Annotated in this window: 19 protein-coding genes; 14 read left to right on the top strand and 5 right to left on the bottom strand. The window is 33.5% G+C overall.

The annotated features are described in order from the left end of the window. Window positions 1-228 precede the first annotated feature (228 nt). From NCC77_RS08810 to NCC77_RS08755, 12 genes are all read left to right on the top strand, one after another. Entirely contained in the window at window positions 229-2,448 is a 2,220-nt protein-coding gene (locus NCC77_RS08810) for a RelA/SpoT family protein (RefSeq protein ID WP_248725963.1), read from the top strand. A gap of 21 nt (window positions 2,449-2,469) precedes the next feature. Next, window positions 2,470-3,012 (top strand): hypothetical protein, encoded by a 543-nt coding sequence (locus NCC77_RS08805; RefSeq protein ID WP_250835239.1) that lies wholly within the window; start codon window positions 2,470-2,472, stop codon window positions 3,010-3,012. Between the two features lie 183 nt (window positions 3,013-3,195). Then, window positions 3,196-3,660: a Fur family transcriptional regulator gene (locus NCC77_RS08800; RefSeq protein ID WP_250835238.1), complete on the top strand. Its 465-nt coding sequence runs from the start codon at window positions 3,196-3,198 to the stop codon at window positions 3,658-3,660. Between the two features lie 97 nt (window positions 3,661-3,757). Next, window positions 3,758-5,029, top strand: coding sequence for an adenylosuccinate synthase (locus NCC77_RS08795; RefSeq protein WP_095931407.1), 1,272 nt, complete (start codon window positions 3,758-3,760; stop codon window positions 5,027-5,029). Between the two features lie 56 nt (window positions 5,030-5,085). After that, the gene (locus tag NCC77_RS08790) at window positions 5,086-5,670 is read left to right on the top strand and encodes an NUDIX domain-containing protein (protein ID WP_250835237.1); all 585 of its coding nucleotides are present in this window, start codon (window positions 5,086-5,088) and stop codon (window positions 5,668-5,670) included. Between the two features lie 200 nt (window positions 5,671-5,870). Further along, entirely contained in the window at window positions 5,871-6,080 is a 210-nt protein-coding gene (locus NCC77_RS08785) for a hypothetical protein (RefSeq protein WP_250835236.1), read from the top strand. Between the two features lie 20 nt (window positions 6,081-6,100). Then, on the top strand, window positions 6,101-6,907 hold the full coding sequence (locus NCC77_RS08780; protein WP_250835235.1) for a DUF4261 domain-containing protein: 807 nt from the start codon (window positions 6,101-6,103) through the stop codon (window positions 6,905-6,907). 152 nt (window positions 6,908-7,059) lie between these two features. Further along, window positions 7,060-7,944 carry a L,D-transpeptidase gene (locus NCC77_RS08775; RefSeq protein WP_250835234.1) on the top strand — a complete coding sequence of 295 codons (885 nt, stop codon included), beginning with the start codon at window positions 7,060-7,062 and terminating at the stop codon, window positions 7,942-7,944. 258 nt (window positions 7,945-8,202) lie between these two features. Next, window positions 8,203-8,793, top strand: a complete 591-nt coding sequence (locus NCC77_RS08770; RefSeq protein ID WP_250835233.1) for a TetR/AcrR family transcriptional regulator — start codon at window positions 8,203-8,205, stop codon at window positions 8,791-8,793. 56 nt (window positions 8,794-8,849) lie between these two features. Then, a complete protein-coding gene (locus NCC77_RS08765) occupies window positions 8,850-9,989 on the top strand; it encodes an FAD-dependent oxidoreductase (protein ID WP_250835232.1) in 1,140 nt (379 codons plus the stop codon). A 60-nt stretch (window positions 9,990-10,049) separates the two neighbouring features. Then, the gene (locus NCC77_RS08760; RefSeq protein ID WP_250835231.1) at window positions 10,050-10,421 is read left to right on the top strand and encodes a hypothetical protein; all 372 of its coding nucleotides are present in this window, start codon (window positions 10,050-10,052) and stop codon (window positions 10,419-10,421) included. Window positions 10,422-10,488: 67 nt separating this feature from the next. Then, window positions 10,489-11,325 (top strand): hypothetical protein, encoded by an 837-nt coding sequence (locus tag NCC77_RS08755; protein ID WP_250835230.1) that lies wholly within the window; start codon window positions 10,489-10,491, stop codon window positions 11,323-11,325. Between the two features lie 58 nt (window positions 11,326-11,383). On the opposite strand, the gene guaB is transcribed toward NCC77_RS08755, so the two are convergent. The 4 genes from guaB to NCC77_RS08735 form a co-directional block, all read right to left on the bottom strand. Next, a complete protein-coding gene (gene guaB / locus NCC77_RS08750) occupies window positions 11,384-12,856 on the bottom strand; it encodes an IMP dehydrogenase (protein ID WP_250835229.1) in 1,473 nt (490 codons plus the stop codon). Window positions 12,857-13,061: 205 nt separating this feature from the next. Continuing rightward, window positions 13,062-14,456 carry a DUF5723 family protein gene (locus tag NCC77_RS08745; RefSeq protein WP_250835228.1) on the bottom strand — a complete coding sequence of 465 codons (1,395 nt, stop codon included), beginning with the start codon at window positions 14,454-14,456 and terminating at the stop codon, window positions 13,062-13,064. Then, window positions 14,453-15,004, bottom strand: a complete 552-nt coding sequence (locus tag NCC77_RS08740) for a hypothetical protein (protein ID WP_250835227.1) — start codon at window positions 15,002-15,004, stop codon at window positions 14,453-14,455. The genes NCC77_RS08745 and NCC77_RS08740 overlap by 4 nt, the downstream gene beginning before the upstream one ends. Before the next feature lie 77 nt (window positions 15,005-15,081). After that, window positions 15,082-15,948: a hydroxymethylglutaryl-CoA lyase gene (locus NCC77_RS08735; protein WP_095931395.1), complete on the bottom strand. Its 867-nt coding sequence runs from the start codon at window positions 15,946-15,948 to the stop codon at window positions 15,082-15,084. A gap of 211 nt (window positions 15,949-16,159) precedes the next feature. Here NCC77_RS08735 and NCC77_RS08730 point away from each other — a divergent pair, with 211 nt between their 5' ends. After that, window positions 16,160-16,774, top strand: coding sequence for a hypothetical protein (locus NCC77_RS08730; protein WP_250835226.1), 615 nt, complete (start codon window positions 16,160-16,162; stop codon window positions 16,772-16,774). Next, window positions 16,771-17,487 (top strand): DUF3307 domain-containing protein, encoded by a 717-nt coding sequence (locus NCC77_RS08725; RefSeq protein WP_250835225.1) that lies wholly within the window; start codon window positions 16,771-16,773, stop codon window positions 17,485-17,487. The genes NCC77_RS08730 and NCC77_RS08725 overlap by 4 nt, the downstream gene beginning before the upstream one ends. Here the strand turns inward: NCC77_RS08725 and NCC77_RS08720 are convergent. Further along, window positions 17,473-18,507: a quinone-dependent dihydroorotate dehydrogenase gene (locus NCC77_RS08720; RefSeq protein WP_250835224.1), complete on the bottom strand. Its 1,035-nt coding sequence runs from the start codon at window positions 18,505-18,507 to the stop codon at window positions 17,473-17,475. The two genes, NCC77_RS08725 and NCC77_RS08720, sit on opposite strands and share 15 nt — an antisense overlap. Between the last annotated feature and the right edge of the window lie 143 nt (window positions 18,508-18,650).

Here is an 18,650-nt window from a genome sequence, read left to right as displayed (position 1 = left end):
TTCTAAAAGTCGCTTTGCTCCTTTTTGGAATTTGGGATTTAAAAATTGTAATTTATTTTTAATCCCCTTTCGGCTGTCAGGCTGAGCGAAGTCGAAGCCCTTTTTTACAGACAAAAAACCAAAAATTGCACCTTCAAAAATCTAAAAACTTCACTCTAAAATCTACAATCATATAGCCTTGCGTATGTTCAAACTAATTCTTATTTTTAGTACTTGAACTATGCCGTTATGACAGAAATAGATATTGAAAAAGAAAACAAAGCTATTGCGCAGGAATACAAGGAATTACTTCGAATAAGTTACCAAACTTTAAGCCCAACAGACAAAAAATTAATTCGAAAAGCTTTTGATGTTGCCGTTGATGCCCACAAAGAACAGAGACGTAAATCGGGCGAAGCGTATATCTTTCATCCTATTGCAGTTGCAAAAATTGTTGCTTCAGAAATTGGTCTGGGAGCGACCTCTATCGCCGCGGCTTTATTACACGATGTTGTTGAAGATACTCCTGTAACTGTTGATGAAATAGAACGTCTCTTCAATCCGAAAGTAGCACAGCTTGTTGAAGGTTTAACAAAGATCTCATTAGTTCAAAAAGATTTGAACGCTTCCATGCAAGCTGAGAATTTCAGAAAAATGATTTTGACATTAAACGATGATGTTCGTGTAATTTTGATCAAATTGGCCGATCGTTTGCATAATATGCAAACCATGGATTCAATGGCGGAATACAAACAAACCAAAATCGCTTCTGAAACTCTATATATTTATGCTCCTTTAGCCCACCGTTTGGGACTTTATAACATTAAAACCAAACTTGAAGATTTAGGATTAAAATACACAGAACCGGCAGTTTACAATGACATTGTAAGCAAGATTCGTGAAACAAAAGAAGAACAAGATGCTTATATCAAAGATATTTCAGATGTTTTAAAGAAATCTTTAGATAGCGAAGGTGTAGACTATATCATCAAAGGAAGACCAAAATCTATTTATTCTATACGTCGAAAAATGCGTGCGCAAAACGTAACTTTTGACGAAGTTTATGATAAGTTCGCCCTTAGAATTGTATACAAAGCCGATCCGCATGAAGAAAAATTCATTGCCTGGAAAATATATTCTATCGTAACAGATCATTATCGCCCTAGCCCTAGCCGTTTGCGCGACTGGATTTCATCACCAAAATCAACTGGTTATGAAGCGCTTCACATTACTGTAATGGGACCAAAAGGACGTTGGGTTGAAGTTCAGGTTCGAAGCGAACGTATGGACGAAATCGCTGAAAAAGGTTACGCAGCACATTACAAATACAAAAACGGCGCAACAGAAGAAAGCGGTCTGGATACTTGGCTGAATCTTCTTCGCGAAGCGTTGGAAAATCCGGAAACCAATGCGGTTGATTTTGTGGAAGATTTCAAAATGAATCTGTATTCTAAAGAAATCTTTGTCTTTACTCCAAAAGGAGAAATCAAATCGTTGCCAAAAGGCGCGACTTCTCTTGATTTTGCTTTCAGCATTCACTCTGAAATCGGAATTAAAACTCGCGGAACTCGTGTAAACGGACGACTGGTTCCATTAAACTACGAATTAAAAAGTGGTGATCAGGTTGAAGTAATTACTTCTCCAAACCAAAAACCAACGGTAAACTGGCTAGAATATGTAACGACTTCGAGAGCTAAAAATAAAATTAAAAACGTTCTTAACGAGAACACTAAAAAGATTGCAGAAGAAGGAAAAGAATTACTTGTTAGAAAATTAAAACATCTAAAAGTTACATTTAACGAACAGGTAACAAACGAGTTAGTTAACTTCTTTAAACTAAAAACAAGTTTAGATTTATTTTATAGAGTTGGAATTGGCGCAATCGAAAATCAGCAGTTAAAAGATTATGCGGCACAGAAAAGCAATTCGTTTATCAATTTCTTTAAAAATAAAATTAAACGAACGAAAGATACCGCAGATGAGGATATTCACAAACCAGTCATTAGCAGTAACTATGACATGCTGGTTTTTGGAACCGAACATGATAAGTTAGACTATAAACTTTCGCAATGCTGTAACCCAATTCCTGGTGATGATGTCTTTGGTTTTGTTACCATCAACGAAGGAATAAAAGTGCATAAAAAAGACTGTCCGAACGCGATTGGAATGCAGTCGAATTACGCCTACAGAATTATGAGTGCCAAGTGGATTGATTCTTCGCAAGAGGAATTCAAAGCCATTATCAATATTACAGGAATGGATGTTTTAGGACTTACCAACCAATTGACAAAGGTAATTTCAAACAATATGAGCGTAAATATTCAAAGTATTTCGCTTAGTACCGATGCTGGAATTTTCCACGGACAAGTTGCCGTAATTGTTAAAAACAATACGATTTTGAAAAAAATGATTAGCGCCATCAAGAAAATTGACGGAGTTGATAAGGTTACTAGAGAGTATAGAACTTAAACTAATTCATAAACATTAATCATGGAAAATAAATCCTTAGAAATTCCTAAAATAGAATTTGATGAAAATGGAGAGCTTTTAATTACGGCATCTGAATCTTCATCAAAAGACGATTTTGATTTTTTTCAAGGAAAATCTGTTATTCGCAACAGAAAATTAAAATCCAGATTGACGAATTGCGATGAGTGGATTGAATTTCCTTCGACACAGGAAATGTACAAGATTTTAAATGGAATTGGAAACATTGATAATTTTCTAGCCACTTTTGATGGAGAACCTTTTGAAGGCATGACAGTAAGGTTATTTAATCCGATAACAAAATTGTGGAGCATATACTGGTCAGATTCTACTACGGGAACATTAGACAAACCTGTAGTTGGTTCTTTTGAAAATAAAGTGGGGCATTTTTTTTCTAAAGATGTTTTTGACGAAAAACCAGTTATTCAAGTATTCCGATGGGATGCTCGAGACGAAAAGAATCCTGTCTGGAGCCAAGCAATGTCTGATGACAAAGGAAAAACTTGGGAATGGAACTGGTATATGTATATGTCGAAATCAAGTTAACCATTGTTAGTTTTTTCATAAATTAAAAAAATTATGTTAATTAAGCTAAATTAACCTTTGAAAATATTTTTAACGTAAAAGCCTGTATTTAGTGCATTATAACTAATCAAAAACAAGTTTAAACGTTAAACTTTAAACCCGAAACTTTTATTCATTAAAAATAAAAAATTATCTTTGCCGGATATGACACTTATTTCAACTGACAACACTAAGAATCAAGAAATTGTAAAAAATGTTTTTACACTATATCTTGAACAAAAAGGGCATCGCAAAACTCCTGAGCGTTATGCTATACTTCAGGAAATTTACGATAGCGAGGAGCATTTTGATATAGAGAACCTTTACATCAAAATGAAAAACAAAAACTATCGTGTGAGTAGAGCTACTTTATACAACACGATCGAGTTATTGTTGGACTGCGCTTTGGTTAGAAAACATCAATTTGGACAAAATCAAGCTTACTACGAAAAATCATATTTTGATAAACAGCACGATCATATCATTATGACAGATTCTGGTGAGGTAATCGAATTTTGTGACCCAAGAATTCAAACCATCAAAAAGACTATCGAAGAAATTTTTGATATTGAAATCACAAATCACTCGCTTTATTTCTACGGAAACAAAAAGCAAAGCTCAAATTCATAGTCTTTAATATTAGACTTTTCAAAAAAATTAAAAAAAAGAAAATTAACTACATAATCAGTAGGGCAACTTAGATTGTCTCAACGCAAATTAAAACAGAATGACCGTAGATTTATTACTAGGATTACAATGGGGAGATGAAGGTAAAGGAAAAATTGTTGATGTACTTACCTCAAATTACGATATTATTGCACGTTTCCAAGGAGGACCAAATGCAGGACATACTCTAGAATTTGACGGAATTAAACACGTACTAAGAACAATTCCTTCTGGAATTTTTCATAAAAACTCGGTAAATATCATCGGAAATGGTGTTGTAATTGATCCAGTAGTTTTTCAAAAAGAAATTGAAGGTTTAGAAAAATTCAACCTTGATATCAAAAAGAAATTAATCATTTCTAGAAAAGCGCACTTAATTTTACCAACTCACCGTTTGCTTGACGCTGCTTCTGAAGCTTCTAAAGGAAAAGCAAAAATTGGTTCTACTCTTAAAGGAATTGGACCAACTTACATGGACAAAACGGGTAGAAATGGTTTACGTGTTGGAGATATCGAACTAGAAGATTTTAAAGAGCGTTACAGAGCTTTAGCTGACAAACATGAAGCAATGATTGCTTTTTATGATGTTGCTATTCAATATAATTTAGCTGAATTAGAAAAAGAATTCTTTGAAGCTATTGAAGAATTAAAAAAATTAGATTTCATTGACAGTGAAGAATACATGCACCAAGCTCAAAAAGCTGGAAAATCTATTCTTTGCGAAGGTGCTCAAGGATCTTTATTGGATGTTGATTTCGGAACTTATCCTTTCGTAACTTCATCAAACACTACTGCTGCTGGAGCTTGTACTGGTTTAGGAATTGCTCCTAACAAAATCAAAGAAGTATACGGAATTTTCAAAGCTTATGTTACACGTGTAGGTAGCGGACCTTTCCCTACTGAACTTTTTGACGAAGTGGGTGCTACAATGGCAAAAGTGGGTAACGAATTTGGTTCTGTAACAGGAAGACAAAGACGTTGCGGATGGCTAGACCTTGTTGCTTTAAAATATGCCGTTCAAGTTAACGGAGTTACTCAGTTAATGATGATGAAAGGTGATGTACTTTCTGGTTTCGAAACTTTAAAAGTTTGTACGGAATACAACTACAAAGGACAAAACATTTCTCACTTTCCTTACAACATTGAACCAGAAAACGTTACTCCGGTTTACAAAGAGTTTAAAGGATGGAAACAAGATTTAACTGGATTGACAACTTACGATCAATTACCTATTGAGCTAAAAGAATATATTGAGTTTATTGAAAAAGAAATCGAAGTGCCAATCAAAATTGTATCGGTTGGACCAGACAGAAAGCAAACAATAACAAAATAACATATTTAAACGCTCTGATAATCAGGGCGTTTTTTTTTATGAAATAATTTTTCCAAATGAGAAAGAATCCAGAAATCGAAATAACAGATACCAAATTACTCTCAGACAATTGGTACATATTAAACAAAGTAACTTTTAACTACAAAAAGGAAAACGAAAAAACAGAATCACATATTCGTGAAGTTTATGATCGCGGAAATGGTGCTGGGATATTATTATACAATACTGCCAAGAAAACAGTTGTACTAACGAGACAATTTCGTTTACCAACTTACCTTAACGGAAATAAAACGGGAATGATGATTGAGGTTTGCGCAGGACTTTTAGACAAAGACAATGCCGAACAAGCTATTATTCGCGAAACGGAAGAAGAAACAGGATATCGTTTAACAAAAGTTCAAAAAGTAATCGAAACCTATATGTCTCCAGGATCTGTAACAGAAATTTTATATCTTTTTGTGGGAGAATATGACGAAAATATGAAGGTAAGTTCTGGTGGCGGATTGGATGCTGAACAGGAAAACATAGAAGTTTTAGAATTTACTTTTGATGAAGCTTATGCCATGATCGAATCTGGGGAAATTTCAGATGCTAAAACGATTATGTTATTGCAATACGCTAAAATAAAAGGATTAATTTAATTTTTTTGAGTATTTTAGATTAACCAAACAGTCTAAAATGCTCAAATTTAAAATAGTATTCTTTTTCTGCTTTCCGATTTTATTATTCTCTCAAAAAGAAAAATTATCGGTTGAAAAACTAAAACAAAATCTTACCGTTTTTAGAGAAATAAGGGAAAAAGCCAATTCAGGACTTTATAAATACAGAACAAAGCAGCAGATTGACTCCTATCGAATACGAATTACCGAACACCAAAATCAAAACGCAGTTTTCTATTGTAAATCTAGAACAAGATGTTCCTAAAAAAGCAAATCAAATTTTTGGAAGAGGAATAATTCCGGATCATGAAATTTTACAGACTTTTGAGGATTTTATGAAAAATAGAGATACTCAATTGGAATATACTTTAAAACTAATCGAACAAAAATAACTTAACCTAAAACCTAAATCATGGGATTATTTGACCTATTCAAGAAAAAAGAAACTCCGCAGAAAGACGAAACTCCTCAAAAAGATGAAAAAGGAATCTTACTTGCAATGCCTTTGTTTAATAACAACGAAAGTTACAGTATAGACCTTGTAATTGATAACCTGAAAAATTTCTGGGGATTATCTATTGTCAATTTTTCAGGAAATGATACTTCGGCTGTTTTTAAATTGGATAATGAATTAGTAGCTGTAGCTTATGTTCCGGCGCAAATTCCTGGCGAAGAACTTTCAACAACTATTCAATATGCATACAATTGGCATACTGCAGGAGAAGATTTAAAAGACTACACGGGACATGCAATCGTTTCTGTTATGTCTTCTCAGGGAAGTCAAGTAGAACGATATACCCTTTTAAGTAAATTATTATGTTCAATTCTTGCTACTTCAAATTCAATAGGCATTTATCAAGCAAAACAAACCCTTTTGATACCTAGAGATCAATATTTAGAAAACATTCCTGATTTACAGCAAGGAAAATCTCCTGTTCAAGTATGGATTTATATTGGCATCAAAACCTCCGAGCAAGGAAACTACATATATACTTATGGATTGCCAGAATTTGAAAAACAAGAAATGGAAGTCTTACAGTCGCCTATGGAACTGCCAGAACTTTTTAATTTCTTTACTAGCATTATTTCATACGTTATTAATAGCGATGTTATATTGAGAAACGGAGAAACTTTAGGATATACCGAAGACCAGAAAATAAAAATTACAGCTTCGAAAGGATTTTTTGTCGAAGGGGAAACGTTAAGATTAGAAATATAGTTTCTTCAACTACAAAATCTAAAAGACAATTTAGTTATACGAGTTCTTCTCTTTCATCAATTTAAAATGAAAATCCCGAAACCTATTCCAAAAATTATGTAACCCTTTTCAGCTATCATAATCATAACTTTATATTCATAAAAATACGACCTATGAAAAAGTTATATTACACAGCAAACGCGATACTTTTATTAATGTTAATCTTATTAGGTTCTTGCAAAAAAACCGATACGATAACATTGACTGAAAACAAAAAAGAGAAAAAGAAAGTAATTGAATATAAAAAACCAGAAACCGTTTCTTACCAAGTTGAAAAAACAAAAGAATGGCTGAAGCTCAATGAAGCTGATAGTTCAAAAATGGATATTGTCTATGCTTTAAACAGAACAGATAAAGCTAATTTCAAAAAGCTGGATTCTGTTGTTATTCCAGCCGATTTCAGCGGGGATTTGGTTTATTATCTTCCCTTCCCTATTCATGTTTCGGCTTTAGAGGAGGTTTCAAAAATTATTCTTTTTTCGTATCCAACTCAAACTTTTGCGGCTTATGAAAATGGTGAATTAGTTAGAACAGGGCCAACAAATATGGGAAGAAAAAAAGATCCTACTCCAACAGGATTATTTTTTACAAATTGGAAGGCAGAAAAAACAACTAGCACTTTTAATGACGAATGGGATTTAAAGTGGAATTTTAATATTGAAAACAAATTAGGAGTTGGCTTTCACGAATATGATTTGCCTGGATATCCTGCTTCTCATTCTTGTTTGAGATTATTAGAAAAAGATGCTAAATACCTTTACAAATTTGCTGACGAATGGATTCTGAAAGACAAAGAAAATGTAAAAGTAAAAGGTACGCCTGTAATCGTTTTTGGAAGTTATAATTTTGATGGACCAAAACCGTGGCTTCAATTGGCATCAGATCCAGAAGCTTTAAATATCTCTCAAGGCGATATTGAAAATACTGTAAAACCATATTTAAAAGAAATCTTAGAAAATCAAAACCTAAGAGAAGCCGATCCCTCAAAAACTTTATAAAATATACTATAAATAAAAGAATCAGCTGAAATGATACATTATCGTTTCAGCTTTTTTTTGTTTGCTTTTAAACGTAAAATTTAACTAAAGCCCTTCTCTTTGTCCTTTCTTAAACCTCCAGCTAAAGCTGGAGGCAATTCATACTTTCAAGTCTTTGAACCTCTGCCTCTTTGCACCTTAGCATCTCAAAAAAAAAACTCATAAATAAGCGATCGTTCATTTATTATTTGTATCTTTGCATCATAATTAGTTAGAATTATGAGAACTAGAGATACAAATAAAGAAGAAACTGTAAAGCAAAAAGCAATAGAAATGATCGTCGCACAAGGTGTAGAAGGCTTTGGAATGAATCGTCTGGCTAAAGAATGCGGCGTTTCTGTAGCAACACTTTACATTTATTATTCGGATAAAGAAGATCTGATTCGCAAAATTGGAATTGAAATCGGTCAAAATTTCTTTGAAAAGATGTTTGATGGTTTTGCTACAAATATGTCTTTTAGAGAAGGATTACGAAATCAATGGGAAAATCGTATTTATTTCAATCTAAATTTTCCACTACAAACTACCTGTTTTGAACTTTTAAGACATTCTACTCACGGCGATGCAATCCTACAAGAAGTAACAGGAAAGTACAAGCAAATGATGACTGAATTTATGGTTTTGGCAATTGAGCGAAAAGAGCTCATTTCTGTCCCTTATGAAGTATTTTGGAGTATTGCTTACGGCTCACTTTATTCTCTTTTAGAATTTCATAGAGATGGAAAATCAATGTCTGGAAAATCTTTCGTTCTTAATGAAAAGATTAAAAATGAAGCTTTTAATCTTGTTCTAAAAGCATTAACTCCCTGATTAAAATTCAATAGCAATATCAATAACAGATTTAAACACAATATAATTTCAATAAAATGAAAACTTCAATTATAGAAAATAAAAAAATTGCCATTATTGGCGGTGGGCCTGTTGGACTAACCACTGCAAGAATTTTACAAATTAATGGTGCAGATGTTACGGTTTACGAAAGAGACATTAATGCACAAGCAAGAACATCTGGAGGAACTTTGGACATTCATTCTGATTCTGGTCAATATGCGATTCAGAAAGCGGGTTTAATGGAGGAATTTAAAAAATACGCACGACCAACTGGAGAAAAAATGGCTGACATGAACGGAAATATTACTTCTGACGAAATGCCTGATGAAACTAATGCTTTTTCACGCCCAGAAATTGATCGAAATGATCTTCGAAAAATTATGCTGGAGAATCTAACCGAAAATACTGTAGTTTGGGATAGCCAACTAATTAATATTGAAAAACTTGAAGACCAATATGTTTTAGAATTCAAAAATGGCACAACAGCAACTGCCGATTTTGTAATCGTTGCAAATGGTGGAAGATCGAACGCTAGAAAATTTGTGAGCGATCAAGAACCTCAACTTTCTGGAACTTATATTATTCAAGGAGAAATTGTGAATCCTGATCAAGATTATCCAGAATTTAAACCAAAATACGGAAACGGAAATGTGATGGCAATGGGAGAACACAAAATGTTTTACACCCATACCATGCGCGACGGTTCTGTTCATTTTGGAGTTTCTTTTAAAGCCGATGAAGATTGGGTTTCGAACCACGGGATTAATTTTGAAGATGATCAATCTGTGATTTCTTTTTTGAATGAAACTTTTGAAAATTGGGGAGATGATTACAAAAAATTCTTTGCCGCTTCTACGGAATTTTCTGGTTTGCCTTTAAGATTGTTTTCTTTGGAAGAATCTTGGAAAGAACATTCAAACCTTACACTTGTTGGCGACGCAGCACATTTAATGCCTCCATTTGCAGGCGAAGGTGTAAATATGGGCTTGTTTGATGCTTTCCATTTAACCCAAAATTTAACCAACGGAAAATTTAAAACAATAGATGAAGCAATCGCTGATTACGAGAAAAAAATGTTCGGTTATGCATTAGAAGCACAACGCATGACAAAGAAAATGGAAGATTTACTGCATTCGGATATTGTGGCTGAAGATATTTTGAATAGTAGGTTTTAGTAATTACAAAAAAATGAGTTTTTTCAATATCTTTAAAAAATTAAAACTACAAATAAGATTATGGAGTCAAAACAATCGCTTGATATTTTTGGAGAATTTTTAGTTAAAAATCTAAGAGATAAAGGAATTGGAAATGCTGAAACTCTTTTAAACAATAAATCTAAATCACCATCAAACTTAAAAATACAAAGTGAGATTGGTCAATTTAATCAATCCCAAAAAGATCTAATCAAAGAAATCGTAATTAAAAGCATAGATGTTGCAATTCATGATTTTCTTTTTTCATTACAAGAATTGGCTGATTTTGAAAACAATATTCAAATATCTGTAAATGCCAAAAATATTGTTGACCTTAGCGATGGTATTCATGGAGAATCTTATTCAGAAAATGGATGGAACGCTAAATTTAGTAAGTACGGAGCAAAAGAATAAAATGATAAGTTGTTTTAAATTCTTACTTTCGTTTTAGACAAGTGGAAAATCCACATTAAAAACAATTATGAAACAATTATTCTTCCTTCTTTTTATTTGCACAACGGCGTTAAGTTATAGCCAATCTAATCAAATTTTAGATTTTAAAATACGATTCTCACCTCAAACTATTTACAATCAGACAATGACAAATTCAGCTTCATATGAACTTACTTATGAAGGATCTGAAGAATTATTAAACACATTAAAATCTAGTGGAGTTAAAAATCCGACAATAACCAATTCGACCGTTGATATGGAATCTGTTTTTAAAACAGGAAAAGCTAATGCAGACGGAAGTTTCCCTGTTGTAATTAAGTATCTAAAATCTTTAGACAATAAAGGAAACACTATTATTCCGAATGGGACTTTAATCTACGGAAAAGGATCAATTACTGCTTTGCCAAAATTGGATTCTATTGTTGCAAAAGGTATTGATGACATCTCCAAAAACACCTTTTTTGAAATTGCAAAAAGCTCTTTTTCTCAACTTGCATTACCAGAAAAGAAATTAAAAGTTGGCGAAGCATTTTCTCAAGAAAGCCCACTTAATATTCCGATTGGACCACTTAACATAGATATGTCAGTTACCACAATCTATAGACTAACCAGTATTTTCGACAAAAATGCTTATTTTGATATCAATCAGATTTATACTGCAAATGTTTCATCAGAAAAATTAAATAATATCATTGTTTCAGGAATCGGAACAGGAAAAATGACTTATGATATTCCTAATTATTTTACAAGTGAAAGCTCCATAGACATGAAACTGATGTTTGATCTGAAACAAGATGAATTTAATATCAAATTAAACTCGTCCACAAGTATTAAACAAACTGCCAAAATAAGTAAATACAAATAAAAACAAAAGGCGTAAGAATTAAATCTTACGCCTTTTGTTTTATATGAAACCTCAGAAATTATCTAGAATAATTTGGAGCTTCTTTTGTAATAGTTACGTTATGTGGATGGCTTTCAGTGATTCCGCTAGAAGTGATTCTAACAAAACGTCCAGATTCTTGTAAAGTTGGAATATCTTTAGAACCACAGTATCCCATACCTGCACGAAGACCTCCAATAAACTGAAGCATGCTTTCGTTTAATTCTCCTTTGTAAGGAACACGTCCAACGATTCCTTCTGGAACTAATTTTTTAACGTCGTCCTCAACATCTTGGAAATAACGATCTTTAGAACCTGTTTGCATTGCTTCAACAGAACCCATTCCGCGGTAAGATTTGAATTTTCTTCCTTCAAAAATGATAGTTTCTCCTGGAGATTCTTTTGTTCCTGCAAGTAATGAACCCAACATTACACAGTCGGCACCTGCAGCGATTGCTTTAGGAATATCTCCTGTATAACGAATTCCACCATCAGCAATAACTGGAACTCCAGTTCCTTTAATTGCCGCAGCAACTTCTAAAACTGCCGAGAATTGAGGAAAACCAACACCTGCAACGATACGAGTTGTACAGATAGAACCAGGTCCGATTCCAACTTTTACTCCATCAGCACCATTTTCTACTAAATATTTAGCAGCTTCTGGCGTTGCAATGTTTCCAACAATTACATCTATTTGAGGGAATTTTGATTTTACTTCTTTCAGTACATTCACCACACCTTCTGTATGTCCGTGAGCTGTATCTATAATGATTGCATCTACACCTGCAGCAACCAAAGCTTCTGCTCTTAAAACAGCATCTCCAGTAACTCCAATTGCAGCAGCAACTCTTAAACGACCAAAACTATCTTTATTAGCGATTGGTTTTTGAGTCAATTTTGTAATATCTCTGAAAGTAATTAAACCAACTAATTCGTTTTTATCGTTTACAACTGGTAATTTTTCGATTTTATGACCTTGTAAAACTACTTCTGCCTGCTCAAGTGAAGTTCCTTCAGACACCGTTACTAAGTTTTGGCTTGTCATAACCTCAGCGATTGGTCTCGCACCGTTTTTCTCAAAACGTAAATCGCGGTTTGTAACAATACCTTTTAAGATTTTGTTTTCGTCAACGATTGGAATACCACCGATTCCGAATTCTTTCATGGCATTTTTTGCATCAGCAATTGTAGAGTTGGTTGGTAATGTTACCGGATCGATAATCATACCTGCTTCTGCACGTTTTACTTTTCGAACTTTTCCTGCTTGTTGTTCGATAGTCATATTTTTATGTAAAACACCTATTCCGCCTTCTTGCGCCATAGCAATTGCCATTGCGCTTTCTGTTACTGTATCCATAGCAGCAGATACAATTGGAACGTTTAATGTAATGTTTCTTGAAAATTTTGATTTAATGCTCACTTCGCGAGGAAGCACATTCGAGTAGTTAGGTACTAATAATACATCGTCGTAAGTTAAACCTTCGCCGATAATCTTGGAGTTGTGTGCTATCATGGTGCAATTTCTAGTTGAATTGCGTGCAAATATAGTGAATAAATTGGAAACTTGAATACTAACTTATTCATAAAATTGACTTTACACGAAAAACCTTACGGTTTTAAAATTTCAATAATTAAATTCCAAATTCCAAAGCTTAACCTAAATTCTAATACTCCATAGTTTGTATGTTGGAATTTGGAATTTAAAAAATTGAAATTTTCTATTCTTTATCTTGAAAAACAAAATTGATTCCGAGTTGGAAGGCGGCACTGCTGGCTTTAGAAATATCTTTATATTCTAAAACATTATTGACCAGAGCATAAATATTTACCGGACCAATTGTTCCAGCAAGTCCTAATCCGACATTTTTATTTGAAAAAGTATCTAAGGCGTAAGTTGCTTTAAAATCTAATTTTTTAAAAATATTTCTTCTATAAAAAGCGGTTATCGCAAACAAAGGTGTTCGAGGGGCAGACATTGCAAAAACTTGTATTCCTGTCGCATTTTTATAATATTTATTGACTTTTCCATGACAATTGCATTCGTCATCTGGACGCGCTTCTCCAAATGAATATTCGATAGAAGAATAAAGTTTTGTTGGGCGCCAAGTGGTGTATTTATTATAAAGCGTATCTCTTGGTATTGCTTTGTCAAATTCGTCAAAAACATTCTCAGGGTCATCTGTACCCATAAAATCCGGATTTGCACCATTGTAACGGTAAATTCCTTTATAGGTAAGTGTTTCGATATCTTTGGTCTGTCTCACAAAACCCAAATCTATAACACTTGCGGTAAATTGTAAATTGTCTTTTATATAATAGGTAATTCCAGCATCTATTCCAAAACCTAGACTTCCGTTAAAAAAGGTATTATTGGCAATATCACGAACTACATTTCCTTCGTATTCATCTTTTGTAAAACGAGAAAGACCAGATGTTTTTAATTCTAAATTGGAAGAAATGACCTGACTGTACAAGTTTGGTGTTCCTGGCTCCTCGCCTGTATAAATGTAGCCTGAGTTTTTTGTAGAAGTTGCATTTGCACCGCTTGAGTAGATTTTAGCGCGACCTCCGTAAACAAATTTGTCATTGAGTTTTTTATGAAAACCAACATGAAAAACAGAAAGCACTTCGGCTTTCATGCTTAAATCGCCTAGATTAAATGATTTTCCGATATAATCTCGATTTCCGTTTAAAGCTAGTAAAGCAAGATCTTTGGGAACAAACATAAAGAAGTCGAATTCTTGATATAATCCAAATGAAATATAAGAACGGCTTTCTCTGCCTCCAATTCTAAATCCGCCAGAAAATATTTCCAATTGCTGATTGGTTACTACTTTATCTCTGCTGGAAGATTTATTTACAACATCTCTAACCTTTTGATTAAAATCGACTCCATCATCTGAAAACAGATCATAGGCTGAGAAACTGCTAGATCCGACATTAGCTGAAATTCCAGACAAAACGGGAAATCCAAAATAGTACTTATACGAAACATCTGCTCCTGGATTTACAAGCGAAGACTGCGGAATTGAAGTAAAATTATACAGCAATTCTCTGTTTTGAGCAAAACAGAAAAGATGAAAAAACAAGCAAAGTAGTAGCGCCTTTCTCATTCGATTACTAAATAAGCCGTTGCACTTGATCTTAATTTTAAGTTTCCTTCACTCTGGCTATTTAATGGAGGCCCTGAGGCAATTACTACCACAAAACCAATTTTTTGAGTTTGTTTTAAAAGATCCAATCGAGCATTTTCAAAAACTTCTGTAGGATATTTTATAACATTTGGTGTTCCTTTATAAGACGGAACAGTAAAAGATATGGTTTGCAAAACCTCATTTTGATCATTAAGCAAAAGCATATTGAGAACGAAAGCACGATTTATGTTATTTTCGACTTCAAAATCAAACTCTGCTTTTTTAAGACGTTCATTAAAAAATTTCTCTTTAAAAACATCAAAGTCCCTAACATCTGGATAGACATTAGTTCCTCCATCGTCTATAAGTCTATTGGCCTGAATATTAAAATACGCTAGGTTAGCTACAAAAACAGGCTCTATCTTAAAATCGTTTACCTGATCGAAATTCAAATCGCTTGAACAGGAGAACAATAAAAAGACTGAAAATAGTATACTTGAAATCTTACTTAGCGAATTTGACCCCATGATAATAGTTATAGCAATACTAAATGTAACGCATTATACAAACAATCATTATCTAAGGTAAGAAAAATAACTATTTTTTAATGAAACTTTCCAAACAATTTTGAAGCTTCATTGTATGCGCTTTCAAAACTAAGAGAATTGAGTCCGGTTATTTTTTTATTGGCAGTAAAATAGGAAACCAGTTTTTCTGTTGGCATATTTCCTGTTAGTTTATCGGTTGCCATTGGGCAGCCTCCGAAACCTTGAATAGCTCCGTCAAAACGAATACAGCCTGCTTTTGCCGCGGCATCGATTTTTTCGAACCAGCTTTCTGGCGTGGTATGAAGATGCGCTCCAAACTCAATTTCAGGATATTTCGGAATTAAATCTGAAAACAAATACGTAATTACTTCTGGCGTAGAAGTTCCAACAGTATCAGAAAGCGATAAAATTTTTACACCCATTGCTGCCAGTTTTTCGGTCCATTCTGCTACAATTTCAACATTCCACGGATCTCCATATGGATTTCCGAAGCCCATGGAAAGATAGGTCACTACTTCTTTATTTTTCTTATCGGCAACTTCCAGAATTTCTTCTAAGGTAACTAAAGATTCTGCAATAGTTTTATGCGTATTACGCATCTGAAAGTTCTCAGAAATAGAAAAAGGAAAGCCCAAATATTGAATCTGCTCATAATTGGCTGCCGTTATCGCTCCTTGAGTATTAGCAATAATAGAAAGCAGTTTACTTGTTGTTTGAGACAAATCTAACTGCTCTAGAACCTCTGCAGTATCTTGCATTTGTGGAATAGCTTTTGGAGAAACAAAACTCCCAAAATCGATTGTATCAAAGCCAACTCGTAACAAAGCTTGTATGTAAGTAACTTTATTTTTTGTCGGAATAAAAGCCTTAATGCCTTGCATGGCATCTCTAGGGCATTCGATAATTTTGATTTCTTTACTCAAAGCGTATTCTTTTGTAAAGGCTAAGTTAGTTTCTTTTTTGATTATATAAAAGAGATTTTTATTTGAAGTCTATTATTACAAAATAGCATCATATTTTCAAATATTACCAAAAAGCGTAATAATTTAAATTATTACCGAAAAACGTAATAACAAATCTTATTACGTATATTTGTAATAGAAAATTTATAATTTTTTTACTTATATTTGAGTTATGACTAGTGTAATTACAGGGGACATAATTGGTTCAAGACAACAAGAATCTCAGCATTGGGTTGAGGATTTAAAGAAGATCTTGGCTCCATTTGGCAAAACTCCAAATCAGTGGGAAGTATATCGAGGCGACGAATTTCAAATTGAAGTCAGTAATCCCGAAGACGCTTTGTTAACCGCTATTTTGGTAAAAGCGCATTTAAGAGCCATAAAATCTGATGCCCGAATGAGTATTGGTTTTGGAGATAAAACACACAATGTCGAAAGAATATCAGAAAGCAACGGTTCTGCGTTTATTAATTCTGGAGAACTTTTTGAAACCTTAAAAAAACAGAAAGTAAATCTAGCCCTGCGAACAGGAGATTTAGATTTTGATGAAAAACTGAATTTAATGTTGCAACTGACTTTGACTTTTATGGACAGCTGGCTGGTACAATCTGCAGAATTTGTTGCCGCTGCTATTGAAAACCCAACTTTATCGCAAGAAGAATTAGGACAAAAATTAGGCATTAACCAAGCTGCTGTGAGCCGAAGACAAAAAAGAGCTCAGTTTGATTTGGTTATGAATTTAGATCGCTATTTTAGAAAACAAATAAAACAATATTCAGCCTCATGATTTTATTTATAAAACTGTTTCTTGCTCATTTATTAGGAGATTTTATCTGGCAGCCCAATTCTTGGGTAGCCGACAAAGAACTCAAAAAACATAAAAGTGTTTATTTGTATATTCATATTTTACTGCACGGAGTTTTAGCAGCGGTTTTAGTGGGCGAAATCGGCTTTATACCTTATGCTGTTTTAATTGCTGTGACGCACGGGATTGTAGATTTAATCAAATTAAATTTTCAAAAAAAGAAAACCAAACGAACGTGGTTTGTGGTTGATCAAATTGCGCATATTCTCATTTTAATTGGTGTTGCTCTTTTGTACGAAAATAAAACGATAATCCATTTTTGGCAGAATAATGAATTCTGGATTCTGCTTACAGGAATTTTATTGCTAACCAAACCCTCCTCTATTTTTATAAAAACTATCATTTCAATATGGGCTCCAGAAAGCAGAAACAGCCATCAGGACAATTCTCTCATAGCTGCCGGAAATTATATTGGTATTTTAGAACGCTTATTTGTTTTCGGATTTATCTTAACCGGACATTTTGAAGCGATCGGTTTTCTGCTTGCTGCTAAATCTATTTTTAGGTTCGGTGATTTAAAAGAAGCCAAAGACCGAAAACTTACAGAATACGTAATGATCGGAACTTTAATCAGTTTTGGTATTGCAATAATAGCTGGTCTTTTAGTCCAAGCGCTACTTTTACAACTGCCCTAAAAGCTTTTTGTTGATTGCTTTTATCAAAGCTGGACCTTCGTAAATAAAGCCAGTGTACAACTGCACTAAACTTGCACCTGCATTTAGTTTTTCAATTGCATCATCTGCAGAATGAATTCCTCCTACTCCAATAATTGGGAATGCTTTATTGCTTTTTTCAGATAGAAAACGAATCACTTCTGTAGAACGTTTCGTTAATGGTTTTCCAGATAAACCTCCTGTTTCTGTTTGGTTTCCAGATTGTAAACCATCTCTAGAAATTGTTGTGTTTGTTGCAATAACACCAGCAATTTGCGTTGTTTTTACAATATCAATAATATCTAATAATTGCTCATCTGTTAAGTCTGGAGCTATTTTTAAAAGAATTGGCTTTACTTTTTGAGTACTTGTTTTTTGTTTTTCGACATTTCTATTTTGTAAAGTCTGCAATAAAGCTGTCAAAGGCTCTTTGTCTTGTAAAGCTCTTAGGTTTGGTGTGTTTGGAGAACTTACATTCACCACAAAATAATCTACATGATTAAAAAGCGCATCAAAACAAATGATATAATCCTTAACGGCATCTTCGTTATCGGTTACTTTATTTTTTCCAATATTTCCACCAATTAAAACACCAGTATTCTTTTTCAAGCGTTCTACCGCTTCTAGAACACCGCCGTTATTAAATCCCATTCGGTTAATAATCGCTTGGTCTTCTTTTAAACGGAACAAACGTTTCTTCGGATTTCCTTCTTGTCCAACTGGCGTTACAGTTCCGATTTCGATAAAACCAAAACCAAAATCACCAAGTTCTTTGTATAGTTTTGCATCTTTATCAAAACCTGCCGCAAGTCCAACCGGATTTTTGAATTTAATTCCGAAGACTTCTCTTTCTAATCGAGCATCTTTTACCTCATAAATTGATCTTATAATCGCCGAAACTCCAGGGATTTTTGAAATGAATTTTACAAAAGAAAAAGTAAAATAATGCACTTTTTCAGGATCAAAACAAAAAAGTATCGGACGAATTATCAATTTATACATAAGAGTTGTGTTGTTGTTATTTTGGCTGCAAATTTAGATATTATAGTTTAAAAAGGTGTGTTTTTATAAAAACAAATAATTTCCTTTTTGTTTCAATTCTTCTATTTACAAATTAATCATTCTGCTTTTTCATGTTGCAAGTT

This window comes from Flavobacterium tyrosinilyticum (assembly GCF_023656565.1).
GTDB classification, from domain to species: Bacteria; Bacteroidota; Bacteroidia; order Flavobacteriales; family Flavobacteriaceae; genus Flavobacterium; species Flavobacterium tyrosinilyticum.
The sequence above is the reverse complement of the archived record's forward strand: the minus strand, read 5'-3'. Positions and strand labels throughout refer to the sequence as shown.